Here is an 18,260-nt window from a genome sequence, read left to right as displayed (position 1 = left end):
AATTATTATGGTTTTTCGGATTAGATAAACAGCAGTCCAATAAATTGCCACATACTTACGTTCACTTCTTTCTCATGACGACGACGATCATAGATAGACATTGATGCATTTTTTTCTGCTTCAATTTCTCTTTTCGCTTCTTCTGCGTACATTACATTCATTGCCATTGCATAGTACATGTGTATCTCCTCATAGATTTTTTTAAACTCTCTTTGTGAAATTTACTTTCACTTTATGGTGTAAATTTTAGACAATTGTCACATTAAATGCAATATATATTGTAATTAAATTTCTTTTGGATTATTTATTTCATTGAATTTGAAAGGATTAAATTAGAAGTTTTTTTCACTAAAGACGGAGTTATGATACTCCCAACACCAATTACGATATGTAATGCGATAAAGAAGCCAAAACCGACCAAAAAAGCGATAAAATTGAGAAGAAGATTTTCATTACCCAGTTCATTAAAGCACTTAAATTACTAGATATTAGCAGAATACAATTAATTTACATGACGTGTATTTCTTTTGATTAAAATCAACACATGCAATCTAGTTTTACGCATCTATAACATAGAAAAATTAAGTAAAAATGCGCATTCTAAGTCTAGTTTATGACGTACTGAATTAGTCGTTAAGTCTGATTTAAACTCAAAACAATAAAGTAATTTTATTACCAATACGAACAAGCCAATAATATCGGCTTACGTGATCTATTTCAATATATTTATTTCATTTCAATTTAAATATGAAATTTTAATTTCAATTAGGTTTTGATAGGTAATTTACAGGAATAATCCGGTGCTGCTGAGCTAATCATCGTAGTGCACCAAATTCAATTGAAGTCAGACTTGAACAAGTCTTCTAGTCGATAAGAAAAATGAGGAGAAGTTGATAATGCTTCGTTGTCACTCTACTTCTCTATCCCCCTCTTTGCAGATTGATAGGACCTAATCCTTAGGCGTTATTTTAAAGCGTTTGCTATTTTTCATAGCAGCTTTCCTTGCGTCTCTTAACTTAATTATGCAAATAACTGAGTTAGAAAACTGAAGAAACCTTTGCGAGCTGGTTTGCTGAAAGTATAAGCAACAGCTTCGTTTTCACGTTTAGTTTCAACTTCTGCAGCTTCTTCACGAAGAGCTTTTTCTGCATAAATGACGTTCATTGCGATTGCGTAGTTCATAGTTATATCTCCAAATGTATCTTGATTTTAGTTTAAATCTTAGTGGAACAATGCACGAAACATGTTAACTAGACTAAAACGATGAGCAGGTTTGTTGAATGTGTAAGCAACAGCTTGCTCTGCTTTCTCAGCAGCTAGTTCACGTTTAGCTTCTTCTGCATAAATGACGTTCATACCCATTGCGAAGTTCATAGCTGTATCTCCAAATATGTCTTTATTTCGGTTTAAATCTTAGTGGAACAATGCACGAAACATGTTAACTAGACTAAAACGATGAGCAGGTTTACTGAATGTGTAAGCAACTGCTTGATCAGCTTTTTCGGCTGCTAGTTCACGTTTAGCTTCTTCTGCATAAATGATGTTCATACCCATTGCGAAGTTCATAATGTATCTCCTGTAAGTTTGTAGGTTTATTTCTTCAACGAGGAGAATATTAGATCTAAATCACACCACATGCAACGTTTTTTGTAATTTTTTTTCTAATAAAATTTTTATTTCATTTTACTGTTTTTATTAACGCATTAATTAATTTAAGTTACTGTTTTTAATTACATTTATTACAGAATACCGTTCTTTAAAATAGAGCAAAAACAAGGTGATGAAAATGCATCATAGCAAAAGTAAAGCGTCTTTCGTCACATAAAACCAACAAAATTTCGTAGTAAAATTACAGAATAAAACAAAATTCAAGGCTTTACATTGGATATAAACTGTTTAGAATTCGCGCTCCTGTTTAAAATCCACACAAGAAAGGACCACAATTTCTATGTATTTGGGCAACGTACTTGCGACGTTTTCTTTTTTACTTTGGGGGATTACTCCATTGTATTACCAGTATTTACCTGGTGCGCCCATGGATGAACTACTCGCAGTAAGGATTATTGCATCAGTACCAGTGACAGCTATTGCTCTGTTTTTTGTTAGTCAGAAATGGCCAAACATTACTGCGTTATTTAAAGACAAAAAATCATTTTTATACAGCACATTGGCCGCTCTGCTAATGTGTGTGTCTTGGTCTTCATTTACTTGGGCCATTACAAACGACAGAGTTATAGATGCGAGCCTTGGCTTTTTTATTAGTCCATTAACCATCGCGGCGATGGGAGTTTGGGGATTAAAAGAAAAGCTATCATCGGGAAAAGTTATTGCACTGTTCCTGGGCCTCATCGGTGTGTTGTACCAAGTAGCATGTTTTGGACAGGTGCCTTATATTGCTCTTTCAATGGCCTTCTTTTTTACGCTTTACAGCTGGTGTAAAAAGCAAGTTAGCTACGACTGGTGTTCTGGCCTTTTTGTCGAGTGCCTGGTTCTGGCGCCCTTTGCGCTGATCTACATTCTCGGTAAAGACGTACTAGTGGGAGCAGAATCTCTCAACTCTGGGGTAACAACGTTTTTCCTTTATCTTGGCAGTGCTCCAGTCACTCTAGCACCGCTTGTATTTTTCTCACTGGCAATACGTTGGACAAGAATGTCGACTATCGGATTTCTTCAATATCTGGAGCCAACATTACAGTTTGTTTTAGCCGTATTTGTTTTTGGTGAAGTATTCGATGATATGAAAGTCGTAAGCTTTGGTCTGATTTGGATTGGTTTGCTTTTTATTATTGTTGAAGCGTTTATTTCGCGGTTTACTGTATTGCAGTCCTTCTCTCTATCATTACCTGAAGCGATAGAGAAAGAAACCAAGTTTGCTTTTATTGAACCCAAATGGGGCCGAAAGAGCATCTAGTAAAATTAAAAAGGAGAGCGATGCTCTCCTTTCTATTAACCTGCAAACTGAATGTTTTGTCTCTGGCCGGATAAGAAGTTGGGAAACTTCTGCTTTACATAACGCTGCTCCGAGACCATATCTTTAAAACTCAGTCCTTTATCTAATTTGATGACCACTTCATTATCATCAAATCGTAAGATTGATCCTTCGATATCAACATCGTTTTCATCATGCAAAGAGACTGTAGCTGACATACGTAGGCCGCAATATAAACTGGCAACTTGCCCCATGAGAACACGCAGTCCCCCTTCCGAACTTTCACACACGGAAAACGTTTTATCTTCTACGCGAATGACTGGTCGAGCGCTTTTCGGATATCTTAACCGAAAATACTGACGCCTCTGTTCGCCTTCCGAAGCTGCCATAACTGACTCCAATTCAAAAATTAGACTAATTGATAAATGAGTTATTGGAATAATACATTATATCGGCACAGCTTATCAAAACTTAAACACAATAGGGAATTATTTGTGCTTCTTAATAACCACTTTTCCTTGGTACAACTTTAGTCTCAGTGTGATTTGACTCCACTTTCCACCATTTTAAGCCGCTCATTTTGTGAACTACTGTACTTTTCTAAGATAGGAATCTGCCTCAACTAATATTATGAGTAATATTATAAATCAAGAAACAAAAACAACGTAAACGTGAAAGAACCCTACAACATAATAATAAGGATGGACTCATGGCGTCTTCTATCGAGATTAAAAATCTTACCAAGGCCTATGGTAGTTCGACAGTGCTGGATAATATTTCTTTCGATATAAAAGAGAATGAATTTATTGTTTTTCTCGGCCCATCAGGCTGCGGGAAATCGACGCTACTGAGGATGATCGCTGGATTAGAAAGTTTATCTGACGGTGAAATCTGGATGAATGAACACCGTCTAGACACCTTAGCACCTGGAAAGCGGGACATCTCCATGGTATTCCAGAATTACGCTTTGTATCCACATATGACGGTTGAAGGAAACATGGCATTTGGGTTGAGAAACGTCGGAACGAACAGCGACGTTATTCAGCAACGAATTCAAAATGCGGCGCGAATATTGGAGATAGAACATCTTCTACAAAGAAAGCCCGCCGAACTATCTGGGGGTCAACGGCAAAGAGTCGCAATAGGCAGAGCTATTGTCCGTGAACCAACCGCATTTCTTTTCGACGAACCACTCTCTAATCTCGATGCGGCTTTACGCAGCAGAACCAGAATCGAAATTGCCCAACTTCATCAGCGAGTTCAGGCAACGATGATCTACGTGACACATGACCAAGTTGAAGCTATGACGCTCGCTGATAGGATTGTCGTTCTCAACCAAACGCACATTGAACAGATTGGAACACCCATAGAAATCTATCGCTATCCTGCCAGCAAGTTTGTGGCTGGATTCGTTGGTTCACCGGCAATGAATATCCTTTCTGTCGAACAACTTGATCGTTCTGGCGCTCATGCAGTGATTAACATCGATGGTATCGAAGCGATTCAAAGTCGTATCGAAACACAAAAACTACCCGATGATTATAACTTTGAAATGGGTATTAGAGCTGAAGATATCTACATTGTTGAGAATGAAACTGAGGCTCAAACATGCGGGCAAATTCAGTTTATAGAGCGCTTAGGAGACAGAACCCTTGCCTATATTCTGCTAGACAATCAGCAAATGATCATTGCAGAGACCAATAGTAAACAACCCATCGTGAATAAACAGCGCGTTTATCTCAAGTTTGATTTCGACAATATTCATTTATTCGACTCCAAAGAAAGAGCGTACCAGGGAGGTCGGTATGATTGAGGCCCGAACTCACACTGAGCGCTGGAGCAATCTGCTTTTTCTTGCGCCTTATTTACTGGTATTTATCGGTATGATTGTGATTCCACTGTTTTGGGGAATCAATTTAAGTTTTGAAAAAGTAGACTTATTTGGCCCCGGCCATTATGTTGGCTGGAAAAATTATGAACGCCTATTTAGCAATAAAGTGTTCATTCAAACGGTCTGGAACACCTGTTATTTCGTTTTACTTACGGTACCTGTTCTAGTGGTCGTCGGTCTTTTACTCGCTATGGCACTCAACCAACAATCGCGCACAGCCAATATCCTACGCGGTATCTTTTTCGCATCGACGATTTTGTCAGTGACGGTGGTTACTCTGATTTGGCGCATCATTTTTATTCCTAATGATGGCTTTATGGCGATGGTTTTCAACGGATTAAATCTGGAGCCCATCGCCTTTCTTTCCAGTCCGGATTGGTCATTAGTTTCAATAGCGATTGCTACGATCTGGTGGTGTCTGGGGCTGCCGATGATTCTGTTTACTGCTGCTTTACAGCAAATTCCTCGAGAACTGTATGAAGCAGCTCAACTCGATAACGCAGGAAAATGGACCACATTCAAGAGTATCACTCTGCCCTCGATAACCAGAACCATTGTGCTGGTCACCATTATTCAGATCATCATGCAGTTTCAGTTATTTGGCCAAGCATTATTAATGACCAACGGTGGTCCTAATAACTCATCTCGCTCTATTGTCATGTTCATTTATGATGCTGGATTTCGTCGCTGGGATATCGGTATGGCAGCCGCTGCCTCACAAATACTCTTCCTGATTATTCTTGCTGCGGCTATGGCCCAGTTTGCATTTAGTCGTAAAAAGGGGTGATACGATGCGCTCTGAAAAGTTACAGTCTCATTTTCCAACCAAACCTATGTCTGATTCAGCCAAAACCTATCAACCGACGAATCATTCAACCCTGACACCATGGTTAATACTAACTATCGTACTGTCTTTAGTCATGCTGGCGCCATTTTTGTGGATGGTTGGACTAAGTCTCAAAGACAATCAGGAGTTAATGCTCGGAACGAATTCCGTTTTTGCCTTTCCCTATACTCTGGATAACTACCTAGATATTTTTCACAACTCAATGGTATTTCGTTGGCTCATGAACAGCGTTGTTGTTTCAGGGCTCATGACATTGGGTGTATTAACCCTTTCATCTCTCGCTGGGTACGCTTTTGCCCGACTCGATTTTCCGATGAAAAGATCACTATTCATCATCGTACTAATGGGATTAGCTGTACCAGAACAAGCCGTCATTATCGCCCGTCATCAAATCTTTAGTGATCTGCAGTTACATAACACGTATTGGGGATTAATCCTTCCGGGGTTATCCGCTCCTTTTGGTGTATTTCTGATGACGCAGTTTTTTAAGGCTATCCCCAAGGAAATTGATGAAGCCGCCATTATGGATAACGCATCAAAATTCCAAATATTTTGGAAAGTACTACTGCCTTTAACCATTCCAGCTCAGGCAACATTAGCAATTCTTACGTTTCTAACGTCGTGGAATGACTATTTCTGGCCTCTAATATCCGCTACCGATAAGTCGATGTATACGATTACCGTTGGTATTGCTTCTTCACAGACTAACTTTGCACAAAGTGAAGGTTTAGGATTTTTGAGTGCTCAGGCTATCTTCTCAGCGATACCCATTATTCTGGTCTACCTCTTCTTTCAACGCCATATTGTAACTGCTGTCGCTGGAGGTGCTGTAAAACAATAATAACGATAAAAATCAGACTAAAACAACAACGTGAATAAAGGCCTACATAATGAAAACTAGTATTAAAACATTAATTCTGGCGATGAGCTGTTTATCAACAGCGGGCATCGCTCAAGCAAACACAGAACTTCATGTCCAACGCTTCTTTGGTGCATGCGATGCAGAATACGGTAAATCTGTTGATGTTGACGCAGCGACAGGTGAATGCGGCATTATGACTACGCTGATTAATAAATTTAATCAGGAAAACCCCGACATTGATGTCAAAGTATCAACCGTTGAATGGCCAGGATACGATCAGTTAACTGCACAAATGGCATCAAGAACGCCACCCGATGTCGTAACGATGCATAACTCTGTTATTTCGGATTATCAATCTCGCCAGTTGATCGTTCCTATCGATGATTTTCTTAAACGGCAGGGCATCGATAAGGCTATGTTTACCCCGACGTCATCAAATGGTGTTACACGTGATGGCCATTTCTTCGGACTGCCTCTCGATACGTGGACGATGCTATTCCATATGAATATGGATCTAATGAAAAAAGCAAACCTCGTAGATGATCAGGGCAAAGCCATTTTTCCGACATCGCCACAAGAACTGCTCGATCAGGCGCATCAGTTTAAAAAGTTAACTGGAAAGCCGTATTTTATTCAAATACTGACCAACGAAACAGCGGCTTATGCTCGTTTCTTTTATACTTACATGTTCCAGCAAGGTAGCCAGTTCTTTGCCGATCCTGAGCATATAAACTTACAAACTCAGGATGCTAAAAATGCCGTTAATCTGATGCGAGCAATTTACAAAGATAATCTCACCACGAAAAATATGGATTATCCTGCCACCGTATCATCGTTCAGCAACGGTGATGGCGGTGTTTTATTAAACGGTAACTGGTTGATCAGTAATTACAATAAACAGTCTCATGACCAATCAAGTCCTCTATACAATAACTACGATGTCGCACCCTACCCTTTTCTTTATCATCAAGAAAAAGCACACTATGTTGACGGCCATTCTTGGGTAGTGCCCAATAAACGTCGCTCAGCAGAGTTAGACGCAGCCATCGGTAAGTTCTTTAAATTTTTTGCCGATAATGATTACCAGTGGTCCAGAACCGGTCATTTACCCAGTGTCAGCTCGGTTTTAGATGATCCTAAATTTTTAGCCTTACCGCATCGTTCAGAAATTCTGTCTATTACGCAGACTGGGAAGGGTTTACCCTCTGGCGTGAAACGGCAATTTGCTATTCAAGATATTATCGGGGAAGAACTCGCTGCGGCCGTCATTGGAGATAAATCTGTTGATGATGCACTGAGTGATGCACAACAACGAGTCAATGACATGTTAAGCAATTTATAGATTTGTTCATGGTGACCACCTAAATATCGGGTGGTCAAACCGATGGATCGTAAGCACATTTAGATAAATAGAAGAAGAATGCCCATGCGTAAGAAAAAAGTCACCATGTTGGATATTGCAACAGCCGTTGGTGTCTCACAGCCTACAGTTTCTGTTATTTTAAATGGTTCTGATAGCATTAAAATTTCGCCAGAAACGCGAGATAAAGTCATCAGAAAGGCACATGAGCTGGGGTATAAGTTCAAAACTAATGTACCTCACTCATCTGCACATCGTCGTATTGCTCTCATGATTAATAGCATGAATATGCACGACCCTTTTATTAATGCTTTGAGTGCGGCCAAGGTTAAGGCATGGGAACTCGATACGGTTCTAACCGTATTCGACTTTGAGGACAACGATGATCTAAGAACTACGATGCTGGAAGACATTAACTCCGGTGGTTTCGATGGTCTGATCTACGCCCTCAATACTCCAAGTCACATCGATGAAGCCATTCCGACCACTCTACCTATGGTCTTTCTCAACTGCACTAACGATGTTTACAAACAAGACGTGGCATCTATTACCACCTCAGATTTCATTGGCGGATACAAAGCGACCCAACATCTCATCGAGAATGGTCACAAAGATATTGCCATGATCTGTGGTGAAGACTGGGCAGAGTCATCTATTCAAAGAGTTCGTGGATTTCGTCAGGCAATGACTAATGCAGATAACATCATTAATGACAGCTGGATTTTGGAAGGGAACTGGTCGTTAAAGCAAGCGTATCACCAAGCATTGACTTTACTGGAACACCATCCTCGCCCCAGCGCCATTTTTTGCGCCAGTGACTTAATGGCATTAGGTGTATATCAGGCTGCCGCCAAACTCGAACTGTCAATTCCAAATCAACTGTCTGTCATGGGTTACGACAATCAATTACTTGCCAATGAAGTTACTCCGGGTCTATCTACCATTGATTTACCCTATGATGAGATGGGCCGAATCGCCGTAGAGGTTCTTCTGTCGCAGCAAACATCAGACTTAAAACTAATCAAAGTGGAAGGAGAACTCTTTATTAGAGAATCGACTCAATCCTACGCTGAATAACAAAAACAACAAACTTTACTGTACTACTGAAAGTATGGAGCAAGCATGCGTTTTAATAATCCAATAATAGAGCAACGAGCCGATCCATTCGTCTATCTTCATAGCGATGGCTATTACTATTTTACTGCATCAGTGCCTGAATACGATCGACTCGAACTTAGGCGAGCATCATCGCTGGCGGGGCTGAATACAACGACAGAAATCGTCACAGTTTGGAATAAACCCGATACAGGGCCCTGCAGTGATTTGATCTGGGCCCCTGAAATACACTACATAAATGGGGTTTGGACAATCTATTTTGCTGCGGCGCCTAACAGAGAAATAAAAGATAATGCCTTTCAGCATAGGATGTATGCGATAGTCACTCGTGACGCAAATCCACTCACAGCGGTTTGGTCTGATCCGGTACAAGTCGATAGTGGCCTAGCTTCTTTCTGTCTTGACGCGACTTGTTTTGAACATAAAAGTGAATGGTATTACTTGTGGGCTCAGAAAGACGCTGTTATCCCTGGTAACTCTTGCTTATACATCGCGAAACTGAGTTCTCCTATCTCATTACAAACTCATCCAGTCTTACTTAGTAAGCCTGAATTGGAATGGGAAGTGCAGGGATTTTTGGTGAATGAGGGGCCTGCCGTATTAAAGCGTAATGGAAAAATATACGTGACGTATTCAGCCAGTGCGACTGATGAACGCTATTGTATGGGACTATTAACCATTGATGATAACGCAGACCTTCTTAATGCTGAAAACTGGATAAAGAACCCATTACCCATTTACACCACAGTGGAAGATAAGCACATCTTTGGTCCGGGGCACAACAGCTTTACCACCAGCCCAGATGGTACTCAGGACTATATGATTTATCATGCTCGAAACTATAAAGGAATTGAAGGTGATCCACTGTGGGATCCTAATCGTCATACGAGAGTGCATAAGATTGAATGGGATGAGAACGGAAACCCACTCTGGGGGCGGTTAGATAATCAGGTAGAATTCTAGAGAAAAGCCCAGCATAACGTTTACGCTGGGCTAAATAGATTAATCAACAGTAACGTCAAAACCTGTAAAGTACTGTTTCGCCAAACGCTCAACCGTACCATCAGCTTTCACTTCAGCAATTGCCTTATTCAGAGCATCTTTAAGCTCAGTGTCTCCTTTACGAAGCCCAAAACCGATACCACTACCGAGAATCTTTTTGTCTTCAACTGGCTTACCAACAAAAGCATACCCTTTACCTGCAGGTGTGCTTAAGAAGCCCGACTGACCAGCAGCAGACATGACTAGCGTTCCATCGATACGCCCCAACACCATATCAGAGTAAACCATGTTTTGATCTTTATACGACGTGATTGTGACACCTTTTGGTTCCCAATGTGCTTTTGCGTAAACTTCCTGGATAGACCCTTGAAGAACACCGATATTTTTGCCTTTCAACGCCTCAGCAGTTGGCGCTAATCCTTGACCTTCACGAGCGATAAGTTGAGTTGGAATACGATAAATTGGGTTGGTGAAGTCAATTGCTTTCATGCGTTTTTCAGTAATATTCATCGCTGAGTTTATGACATCAAATTTCTTAGACTGTAGAGCTGGAATTAGAGTGTCAAAACTGCCTTCCGTCCATGAACATTTAGCCTCAGCCTTTTCACAAATCGCTTTACCTAGTTCAACATCAAAACCCACCAATTCACCTGCAGCATTTTTACTTTCGAATGGAGGATATTCAGCTTCGAGTCCATAACGAACTTCACTGATAGCCCATGATGATGCTGAAGCAAGCAGGCCTAAAGATGCCAATAATAAATGTGATTTTTTCATCCGGATTTCCTTAAATCTTATAAAACCTAATTTGTTAAAGTAATTAGTAAAAAACGCGATTTTTTAGTGCTGGTAACTGTTGTCGTACTTTCTGTAGTTCCGAGATATCCATCTCTGCGATCACCACACCGTTACCCTCTTCTTGTTGTGCAAGAACCTTTCCCCATGGGTCGATAATCATCGAGTGACCATAAGTGCGACTGCCATTCGGGTGAATCCCTGTCTGCGCAGCAGCAATAACATAGCACTGGTTTTCAATTGCCCGAGTGCGTAATAATAGCTCCCAATGCGCCTGACCGGTTGTGTAGGTAAAGGCAGCAGGTGCTGTAATCAATTCATAACCACTATTCTGACGGTAAAATTCAGGAAAGCGCAGGTCATAACAAACCGATGGCCGGACATCTATTTCATCGATACGAAACGTTTTAATAGCATTCCCCGCAGAGAGAATATCGGCTTCTCGATACGCTTCCTTCCCATTATCGAAGCCAAACAGATGCACTTTATCGTAACGACCGAGACATTCTCCTTCAGGAGAAAATAACAACTGACTATTAAAGACTTTCTCTTTTTCTGGAGACAGTAGCGGTATCGTTCCTGCGATAAGGAAAATCTTATGTTGTTTTGCTAACGCAGACATCGAATCCTGAATCGGTCCATTAAGGTACTCTTCGCCAATCTCAACACGGTCCTGATCCTTTTCTCCCATCAGGCAAAAGTACTCCGGCAAAAGAATAATCTCAGCACCAAGCTTCACCGCATCATTTACCAATGATTCGGCTAACTCGATATTGTCCTCAACTACTGAACCACTGTTCATTTGAATTGCTGCGATTTTCATGGGATTCGTTTTTCCTTATGCAAACTGTCTTAGCGCTTTTGCACCAGCAATAATTGTATCGTCATCTTTTGCAAAAGAGAGTCGAATGAAGCCGTTATCCGTACCATCGCTATAAAACGCAGATAAAGGAATCGTTGCGACGCCAAATTCTTTGATCAGTCGAGTAACGACCTGTGCGTCGCTTTCATCAGTAAGGTGACGGAAATTAGCCAATACGAAAAAAGATCCATTAGAAGGTAATAACGTAAATGGACCATCTTTAAGCTCGTTCAGTAGTAGATCGCGTTTAGCCTGATAAAACTGCGACAGATGAAGGTAGGTCTGTGGGTTTTCCATATACTTAGCAAACGCATATTGCATCGGAGTATCAGCAGAAAACATCATAAACTGGTGTACTTTAAGTATCTCTTTCATAATCTCTGCAGGAGCAACACAGTACCCTACACGCCATCCAGTTACATGAAAGGTTTTACCAAATGAAGAGACAATAACACTGCGAGAGGCAAGCTCAGAATGGGTAGCCATACCATGATGCGCACGACCATCAAATACCATGTGCTCGTACACTTCATCAGAAAGGATAACAATATCGGTATCCCGACAAACACTCGCTAACTGTTCTAAATCATCCTGACTCATCACCTGCCCAGATGGGTTATGTGGTGTATTCAAAATGATCATCTTAGTGTTGCTCGTAATTGCCGCTCGGACTTCGTCCCAGTTAATCGAAAACTCGGGTACAGATAACTTAATCCCGATAGGTTTCGCGCCCTGTAGTCGCACTATGGGCGCATAACTGTCAAAAGAGGGCTCAAAGAAAATCACTTCATCACCAGGATGCACCAACGCTGAAATAGAGGAATAGAGAGCTTCACTGGCACTGGCTGTCACTGTCACTTCACTCTGCGTATCGTAATGACGTCCATACAAGCTTGCTATCTTTTCAGCAATTCGCTCCTTAAGTGGCTCATATCCTGTCATGGATGCATACTGATTGTGACCGGCTTGCATCGCTTTTGTTACTTCATCGATAAGGTCAGGATCACAAGGAAAACTAGGCGCCCCCTGAGAAAGATTAATTGCGTTATATTCAGAAGATAACTGCCCAATAACAGAAAAAATAGTCGTGCCCACATCCGCCAGTTTTGAACGTGGCTGTACCGGGGTTTTAATCATGAATAACGCTCCGAAATTCTTTGAGTATGTTAGATTCATTTAACGAAATTAGTATTGTGACCACCAGCGAATTGTTGTCATAATAGGCATGATAAAAACGCATACCTGAGCCAACGAATTATGTCGCGAAGAACGCCACCTTTTAATGCTCTTTACACTTTTGCTATTACGGCAAAACACCTTAATCTGACCCATGCAGCCAAAGAGCTTTTTGTTACGCAGGGTGCGGTGAGCCGTCAAATAGCCACATTAGAAGAGTATCTTGGATATAAAGTGTTTCAGCGTCATGCTCGCGGTCTTGCGCTCACGCCAGATGGTGAGAAACTGCTACCTCAGGTGACGAGATCATTCGCCGAGTTGATCGAGGCAGCCCAGCCTTTCGACGAAACACACGGAGAAATCAAGCTAAAAGCCCCGACTTGTTCAATGCGTTGGCTAGTCCCTAACTTAATGCATTTGCAGGACACGCACCCCAACATCAATGTGTCTCTTACCACAACAACGGATCATAACGTTGATTTCAATAAAGAAGACTATGACGCAGCCATTATTTTCTCGACTCACGCTCTACCTGAGGGAGAAAACTGCATCAAATTATTTGATGAAGCAATAACCCCGGTCCTGGCCAGCCACCTCTATAACAAGCCGAGCCAATTTGATTGGTCTAAGTGGACATTTCTTCACCCATCAAAACAACAAACCGATTGGCATTTATGGTTAAAAGAGACGGGAAACCAGCAAATTGGGATGCGAAAGAATCAGTATTTCGACACCATGGACTTAGCGATCAGCGCGGCCATCCAAGGCTTTGGTATCGCGATGGCAGATGCGACACTGGTGGAAGAAGATATTCACATGAACCGCCTATCCAAGCCGTTTGAGCAAACCATAAAAACAGGCGCAAGTTACTATCTGATGCATCGAACGGGCACAAAAACGCGCCCGTCCCTAAACGAATTTATTGAATGGTTTTCTTAGCGAGAGCCGATATATGACGCATGGATGCAATCAACAGCTCTGGTGATACTTTCTCTGGCATGTTATCCATATCGGCAGTTTCAACTGCTTTCGTAGCAATGGCCATTAGCTCTTCATCAGATAAGTCGGCAATCTCCTCCAATGTCACTGGCACCTGACACTCTTTTGCCAATTGAATTGCCTCCAACACTTCTGCGTCAGAGCGACCTTCCAGTACAAGCAGACATAAATTCCCAAAGCCAACTAGTAGACCATGACCATAATCACGCGTTTTATCCAGTACTGTAAAGCCTTCAAACAAAGCGTGAGCAGCTGCTACGTGTTCGCCTACGCCCATAATTGAAGTAAATCCAGCAAAGGTAAAGATGGCATCCATAACTTGCTCAAGAGCACTACCTGGCTGACCCGATTCAACTTCATCTACTGCAGCTTTACCAAACCGCTCGATAATTTCAAAGCATACTTTCCCATTGGCGAAGGCAGCCATATTCATACTGTAATCAGGTGCTCCACCGCATATAACGCGATATTCATACAGCTTCGCTAAAGTATCGCCAAGGCCGGCAGCCAACCAACGCACAGGACTGCGTGCAATAATTTCACCGTCTATGACCACTACATTAGGCGCTTTTTTTAGATGCGCCATGTTGTCGTAATGCCCATCTTCATCGTACATAATAGACACTGCAGAAACGGCAGCACACGTCGCAGCGATAGTCGGTATGGCGACTACTGGCAACGAAAGACGATCAGCTGCAGCTTTGGCGGCATCAATCGCTTTACCACCACCGACAGCAAAAATCATATCCGCAGACTGGTTTTGAGCTTCGCTCACCATATTCGCAATATTGACCGGAGAGACTTCTCCGCCAAACCAGTGGTAACTGACGTGTACTTCAGCGTTAGTTGCTGTTAAGACATCAGCTAATACCGGCTCGATCGCAGCAAGTGCTCGATGACCACCAAAAACGCATATACGCTTGGCCGTGATAACAGAAAACAAATCACGGACACATCCGTTGCCACGAAGAATATGAGCCGGAAAAGACAATACTGAAGACATAACGTTATCCGTTGATTAAGAAATTTGTTGAAAGTAATGGCGCATAATATCGCAGCTCTTAACAAACTGGTTCTGCTCATGTGCCGATAAGGTAATAGGCATCGTGTCTCTGACACCCATGTGACCAATAACACAAGGAATGCTGGCGTACACGCCCTCTTGTCCATACTCACCTTTGAGTAAGGTTGAGCAAGGTAAGATTCGTCCGCTATCACGGTAAATGGCATCGATTAATTCAGCAGTCACGCTACCAATACCAAACTCAGTAGCCCCTTTTCCCATAACAATATCCCACCCGGCACCAATGACCTCTTTCTCGATTTTAACAAAATCAACATGTTCGAAATGACCAACGCATTCCTGTTGCCATTCGGTTAATGGTTTACCCATGATGGATATAGCGCTGAAAGCCAGTACCTGACTGTCACCATGCTCCCCCAAAGAGTAGGCTTGGATATCCTTGGGAGACATGTGTAACTCACGAGATAAAGCGCTACGAAAACGAGCAGAATCAAGTAGTGTTCCAGTACCAATCACCGGAGCACTGACTTTAGTCGATAAATACTGAGCCACGACATCACAAGGATTGGTTATAGAAATAATGACACCGTTAAATCCAACTCGACTTAATTGGCTTGCTATTTCATCAACAACCTCGATATTACTATCAAGTTCTTCAAGTCGGTTTTCTTTAAAAATTGGGCCGCTTGCAGCAAGAACAACAATGTCAGCATCAGAAATGTCGTCATAACTGCCACATTCCAGCTGCATATTATGGTCAAGAAAAGCCGTTGCGTCAGCGAGATCCTGACAGTGACTTTGAACCTTTTGGGTATCCGTATCAATAAGAACTAAGTCATCTACCAATGAGCGCGTTACCAGACAACTGGCAACATGGGAACCAACTCGTCCAACACCAATAATAGCGACCTTTCTTCTTTGGATACTCATCTCTCACCTCACGCAACTATCTGGAATGATACAGTAATCAGATGACATAAAATGAGTAGCGATTTGTCGTCATGGAAGATATGAGTAAAACTCATTTCTATATTGAGATGAAAAAAAACCTGCCATCGGTGGCAGGTTTTAATAATAAAATTAAACGCTTATTTTAGAGCACCAGATAGGAACTGCTGTAGGCGTTCACTTTTAGGGTTGGTCAGAACCTGGTCTGGATGTCCCTGTTCTTCAATAACACCCTGATGCAAGAAAACCACATGATTGGATACATTTCTTGCAAACCCCATTTCATGGGTCACAACAATCATAGTTTTCCCTTCTTCCGCTAGCTTTTGCATGATTTTAAGCACCTCACCCACCAGCTCTGGGTCAAGAGCTGACGTTGGTTCATCAAACAAAAGTACTTCAGGTTCCATCGCCAGAGCTCGGGCAATCGAAACACGCTGTTGCTGTCCACCAGACAAATGCGATGGGTATTTAGTACGATTACTCTGATCGATTCCCACTTTATCCAAGTAGTGTTCGGCTTTTGCTTGGGCTTCTTCTTTACTCATACCCAAAACATTAACCGGAGCCGCCATAACATTTTCAAGCACGGTCATATGTTCCCACAGGTTGAAGTGCTGGAATACCATGGTCAACTTAGTGCGCAGTAGTTGGAGCTCTTTTTTATCAATAACGTTGAGCTGTCCATCTTTATCTGCCTGCATCGAAATAGACTTACCGTTGACGAAGATTTCCCCCTGGCAAGGCTTTTCTAAAAAGTTAAGGCAGCGCAGAAAGGTACTCTTACCTGAACCAGAAGACCCAATGATACTGATTACATCACCTGGATTTGCCTGAAGTGAAATGCCCTTAATCACCTCATGCTCGCCATATTTTTTGTGTAAATCTTTAACGGCTAGTTTTGTATCTTTCATGGCAAATCCTAGTGAGCTTGTTGCGTAACTGGTTTTAAATGTTTAAGCCAATGCTTTTCTGCACGCTTAAATAAACCAATCAAAATAAACGAAATAATTAAATATAATACTGCTGCTATACCGAATGCCTGAAATGACATGTAGGTTGCAGAGTTAACATCACGGGCGATTTTAAGCAAGTCAGGTACCGTAGCAGCAAACGCAAGTGATGTAGAATGAAGCATCATTATGACTTCATTACTATAAGCGGGTAAAGCACGACGCAATGCCGATGGAATAATGATCTTAGTGTACATTTTCCAGGATGAGAAACCGTAAGCCTTTGCTGCTTCAACTTCCCCATACTTAGTTTCACGCATGGCTCCGGCAAAAATTTCTGTCGTGTACGCACACGTATTGAGTACCAATGCGATCAGGACACAATTGTATCCACTGCGGAAAAACCAATTTAAGAACTCAGTATCTCGAACAAACTGCAGCGTGTACACACCGGTGTAAAACACCAATAATTGTACATACAAAGGTGTTCCGCGAAAAACGTAAGAGAAAGTCCACACAGGAAGCCAGAAACGTTTCTTACTTGAAACACGAGCGACTGCTAACGGAACTGACAAACAGAAGCCAATAGTGACGGAAATGATCAACAACCACAGTGTCACTGCAACACCAGTCCAGCGATAACCATCCGTCCAAAGATAAGATATGCCGTATTCTCTAATAAGATCAATCATAGCTCTGCGTTCCTTTTACCAGTGGAGTAACGTTTATTCAGCCAGTAAAAAACCAGATTGGACAATGTGGTAAACACCAGATAAAGAGCAGCAGCTACGATGGTAAAATAAAAGAATTCGTAAGTACCCTTACCAGCTTGTTGAGTGGCTTTGACCAAATCAGCAAGTCCAATGATCGATACCAGTGCCGTTGCTTTTAGTGTGATAAGCCAGTTATTCGACAATCCAGGCAGAGCAAATCGCATCATCTGCGGGAATATGATCATACTAAAGACCTGCCATGGCGAGAAACCATAAGCAACACCCGCTTCAATTTGACCTTTAGATACCGTCATAAAGGCACCACGGAACGTTTCTGTAAAATACGCGCCGTAGATAAACCCAATGGTTAACACACCCGCAGTGAAAGGATCGATATTAATTTGATCGATACCCACGGCTTCTGTAATAGAGTTCACCCCCATTTGTAGTCCGTAGAAAATCATTAACATCAAGACCAAATCGGGGACGCCACGAATTAAAGTGGTATAAGCATCTGAAATCAACGCAAGGGGTTTTGACGCGAACAACTTCGCTGTCGCAGCAAGTAATCCGAGTAAAACAGCGACGATAACCGACAGCACTGCTAACTCAAGAGTTACGACACAGCCTTTCCAAATCAGCTCGCCATAATCATAAAACATACGGAATAACCTCAACCTTTGAGCATGTCTATTCATAATAAACAGGCTTTTGTTGTTATTCACATTGAGACGTGAATCACTAAAAATCTATGAAAACTGCAAATTTAAACATTGGCAGTCT

General features: G+C 41.7%; 21 protein-coding genes. 8 read left to right on the top strand and 13 right to left on the bottom strand.

Annotation, left to right across the window (positions count from 1 at the left end; translation table 11 throughout):
* Positions 1-20 precede the first annotated feature (20 nt).
* From EES38_RS22200 to EES38_RS22185, 4 genes are all read right to left on the bottom strand, one after another.
* Entirely contained in the window at positions 21-179 is a 159-nt protein-coding gene (locus EES38_RS22200; RefSeq protein WP_166434280.1) for a hypothetical protein, read from the bottom strand.
* A gap of 841 nt (positions 180-1,020) precedes the next feature.
* Positions 1,021-1,182, bottom strand: coding sequence for a hypothetical protein (locus EES38_RS22195; protein WP_166434279.1), 162 nt, complete (start codon positions 1,180-1,182; stop codon positions 1,021-1,023).
* Between the two features lie 39 nt (positions 1,183-1,221).
* Complete coding sequence (locus tag EES38_RS22190) at positions 1,222-1,374, bottom strand: hypothetical protein (RefSeq protein ID WP_166434278.1); 153 nt, start codon at positions 1,372-1,374, stop codon at positions 1,222-1,224.
* A 39-nt stretch (positions 1,375-1,413) separates the two neighbouring features.
* Complete coding sequence (locus EES38_RS22185; protein ID WP_166434277.1) at positions 1,414-1,566, bottom strand: hypothetical protein; 153 nt, start codon at positions 1,564-1,566, stop codon at positions 1,414-1,416.
* 382 nt (positions 1,567-1,948) lie between these two features.
* Between EES38_RS22185 and rarD the strand changes: the two genes are divergently transcribed.
* Positions 1,949-2,911 carry an EamA family transporter RarD gene (gene rarD, locus EES38_RS14290; protein WP_124937892.1) on the top strand — a complete coding sequence of 321 codons (963 nt, stop codon included), beginning with the start codon at positions 1,949-1,951 and terminating at the stop codon, positions 2,909-2,911.
* A 35-nt stretch (positions 2,912-2,946) separates the two neighbouring features.
* Here the strand turns inward: rarD and EES38_RS14285 are convergent, their stop codons facing one another.
* Complete coding sequence (locus EES38_RS14285; RefSeq protein WP_124937891.1) at positions 2,947-3,318, bottom strand: PilZ domain-containing protein; 372 nt, start codon at positions 3,316-3,318, stop codon at positions 2,947-2,949.
* A 320-nt stretch (positions 3,319-3,638) separates the two neighbouring features.
* Here EES38_RS14285 and EES38_RS14280 point away from each other — a divergent pair, with 320 nt between their 5' ends.
* The 6 genes from EES38_RS14280 (at position 3,639) to EES38_RS14255 (ending at position 9,968) form a co-directional block, all read left to right on the top strand.
* Positions 3,639-4,742, top strand: coding sequence for an ABC transporter ATP-binding protein (locus tag EES38_RS14280; protein WP_124937890.1), 1,104 nt, complete (start codon positions 3,639-3,641; stop codon positions 4,740-4,742).
* The gene (locus EES38_RS14275) at positions 4,735-5,607 is read left to right on the top strand and encodes a carbohydrate ABC transporter permease (protein ID WP_124937889.1); all 873 of its coding nucleotides are present in this window, start codon (positions 4,735-4,737) and stop codon (positions 5,605-5,607) included. Before EES38_RS14280 ends, EES38_RS14275 begins: the two co-directional genes overlap by 8 nt.
* A 4-nt stretch (positions 5,608-5,611) precedes the next feature.
* Positions 5,612-6,508, top strand: a complete 897-nt coding sequence (locus tag EES38_RS14270; RefSeq protein ID WP_243694199.1) for a carbohydrate ABC transporter permease — start codon at positions 5,612-5,614, stop codon at positions 6,506-6,508.
* 49 nt (positions 6,509-6,557) lie between these two features.
* Entirely contained in the window at positions 6,558-7,871 is a 1,314-nt protein-coding gene (locus EES38_RS14265) for an extracellular solute-binding protein (RefSeq protein WP_124937888.1), read from the top strand.
* Positions 7,872-7,955: 84 nt separating this feature from the next.
* Positions 7,956-8,966, top strand: coding sequence for a LacI family DNA-binding transcriptional regulator (locus EES38_RS14260; RefSeq protein WP_124937887.1), 1,011 nt, complete (start codon positions 7,956-7,958; stop codon positions 8,964-8,966).
* A 45-nt stretch (positions 8,967-9,011) separates the two neighbouring features.
* Complete coding sequence (locus EES38_RS14255) at positions 9,012-9,968, top strand: glycoside hydrolase family 43 protein (RefSeq protein WP_124937886.1); 957 nt, start codon at positions 9,012-9,014, stop codon at positions 9,966-9,968.
* Positions 9,969-10,007: 39 nt separating this feature from the next.
* On the opposite strand, the gene EES38_RS14250 is transcribed toward EES38_RS14255, so the two are convergent.
* Genes EES38_RS14250 through EES38_RS14240 form a run of 3 tightly spaced genes read right to left on the bottom strand, consistent with a single transcriptional unit; the run spans position 10,008 to position 12,801 of the window.
* On the bottom strand, positions 10,008-10,784 hold the full coding sequence (locus EES38_RS14250) for an ABC transporter substrate-binding protein (protein ID WP_124937885.1): 777 nt from the start codon (positions 10,782-10,784) through the stop codon (positions 10,008-10,010).
* A gap of 43 nt (positions 10,785-10,827) precedes the next feature.
* Positions 10,828-11,625, bottom strand: a complete 798-nt coding sequence (locus EES38_RS14245; protein ID WP_124937884.1) for a carbon-nitrogen hydrolase family protein — start codon at positions 11,623-11,625, stop codon at positions 10,828-10,830.
* Between the two features lie 15 nt (positions 11,626-11,640).
* Positions 11,641-12,801: a methionine aminotransferase gene (locus tag EES38_RS14240; RefSeq protein ID WP_124937883.1), complete on the bottom strand. Its 1,161-nt coding sequence runs from the start codon at positions 12,799-12,801 to the stop codon at positions 11,641-11,643.
* Between the two features lie 120 nt (positions 12,802-12,921).
* Between EES38_RS14240 and EES38_RS14235 the strand changes: the two genes are divergently transcribed.
* A complete protein-coding gene (locus tag EES38_RS14235) occupies positions 12,922-13,779 on the top strand; it encodes a LysR substrate-binding domain-containing protein (RefSeq protein WP_124937882.1) in 858 nt (285 codons plus the stop codon).
* On the opposite strand, the gene EES38_RS14230 is transcribed toward EES38_RS14235, so the two are convergent.
* The 5 genes from EES38_RS14230 to EES38_RS14210 all read right to left on the bottom strand — a co-directional run bounded on the left by EES38_RS14230 (position 13,760) and on the right by EES38_RS14210 (position 18,139).
* On the bottom strand, positions 13,760-14,842 hold the full coding sequence (locus tag EES38_RS14230) for an iron-containing alcohol dehydrogenase family protein (RefSeq protein WP_124937881.1): 1,083 nt from the start codon (positions 14,840-14,842) through the stop codon (positions 13,760-13,762). The two genes, EES38_RS14235 and EES38_RS14230, sit on opposite strands and share 20 nt — an antisense overlap.
* Positions 14,843-14,857: 15 nt before the next feature.
* On the bottom strand, positions 14,858-15,793 hold the full coding sequence (locus EES38_RS14225) for an L-lactate dehydrogenase (RefSeq protein ID WP_124937880.1): 936 nt from the start codon (positions 15,791-15,793) through the stop codon (positions 14,858-14,860).
* A gap of 158 nt (positions 15,794-15,951) precedes the next feature.
* A complete protein-coding gene (gene hisP / locus EES38_RS14220; RefSeq protein WP_124937879.1) occupies positions 15,952-16,725 on the bottom strand; it encodes a histidine ABC transporter ATP-binding protein HisP in 774 nt (257 codons plus the stop codon).
* Between the two features lie 8 nt (positions 16,726-16,733).
* A complete protein-coding gene (locus EES38_RS14215) occupies positions 16,734-17,456 on the bottom strand; it encodes an ABC transporter permease (RefSeq protein WP_124937878.1) in 723 nt (240 codons plus the stop codon).
* Complete coding sequence (locus EES38_RS14210; RefSeq protein WP_124937877.1) at positions 17,453-18,139, bottom strand: ABC transporter permease; 687 nt, start codon at positions 18,137-18,139, stop codon at positions 17,453-17,455. Before EES38_RS14210 ends, EES38_RS14215 begins: the two co-directional genes overlap by 4 nt.
* Positions 18,140-18,260 lie beyond the last annotated feature (121 nt).

It is taken from the genome of Vibrio viridaestus (assembly GCF_003856525.1).
GTDB lineage: Bacteria > Pseudomonadota > Gammaproteobacteria > Enterobacterales > Vibrionaceae > Vibrio > Vibrio viridaestus.
The sequence above is the reverse complement of the archived record's forward strand: the minus strand, read 5'-3'. Positions and strand labels throughout refer to the sequence as shown.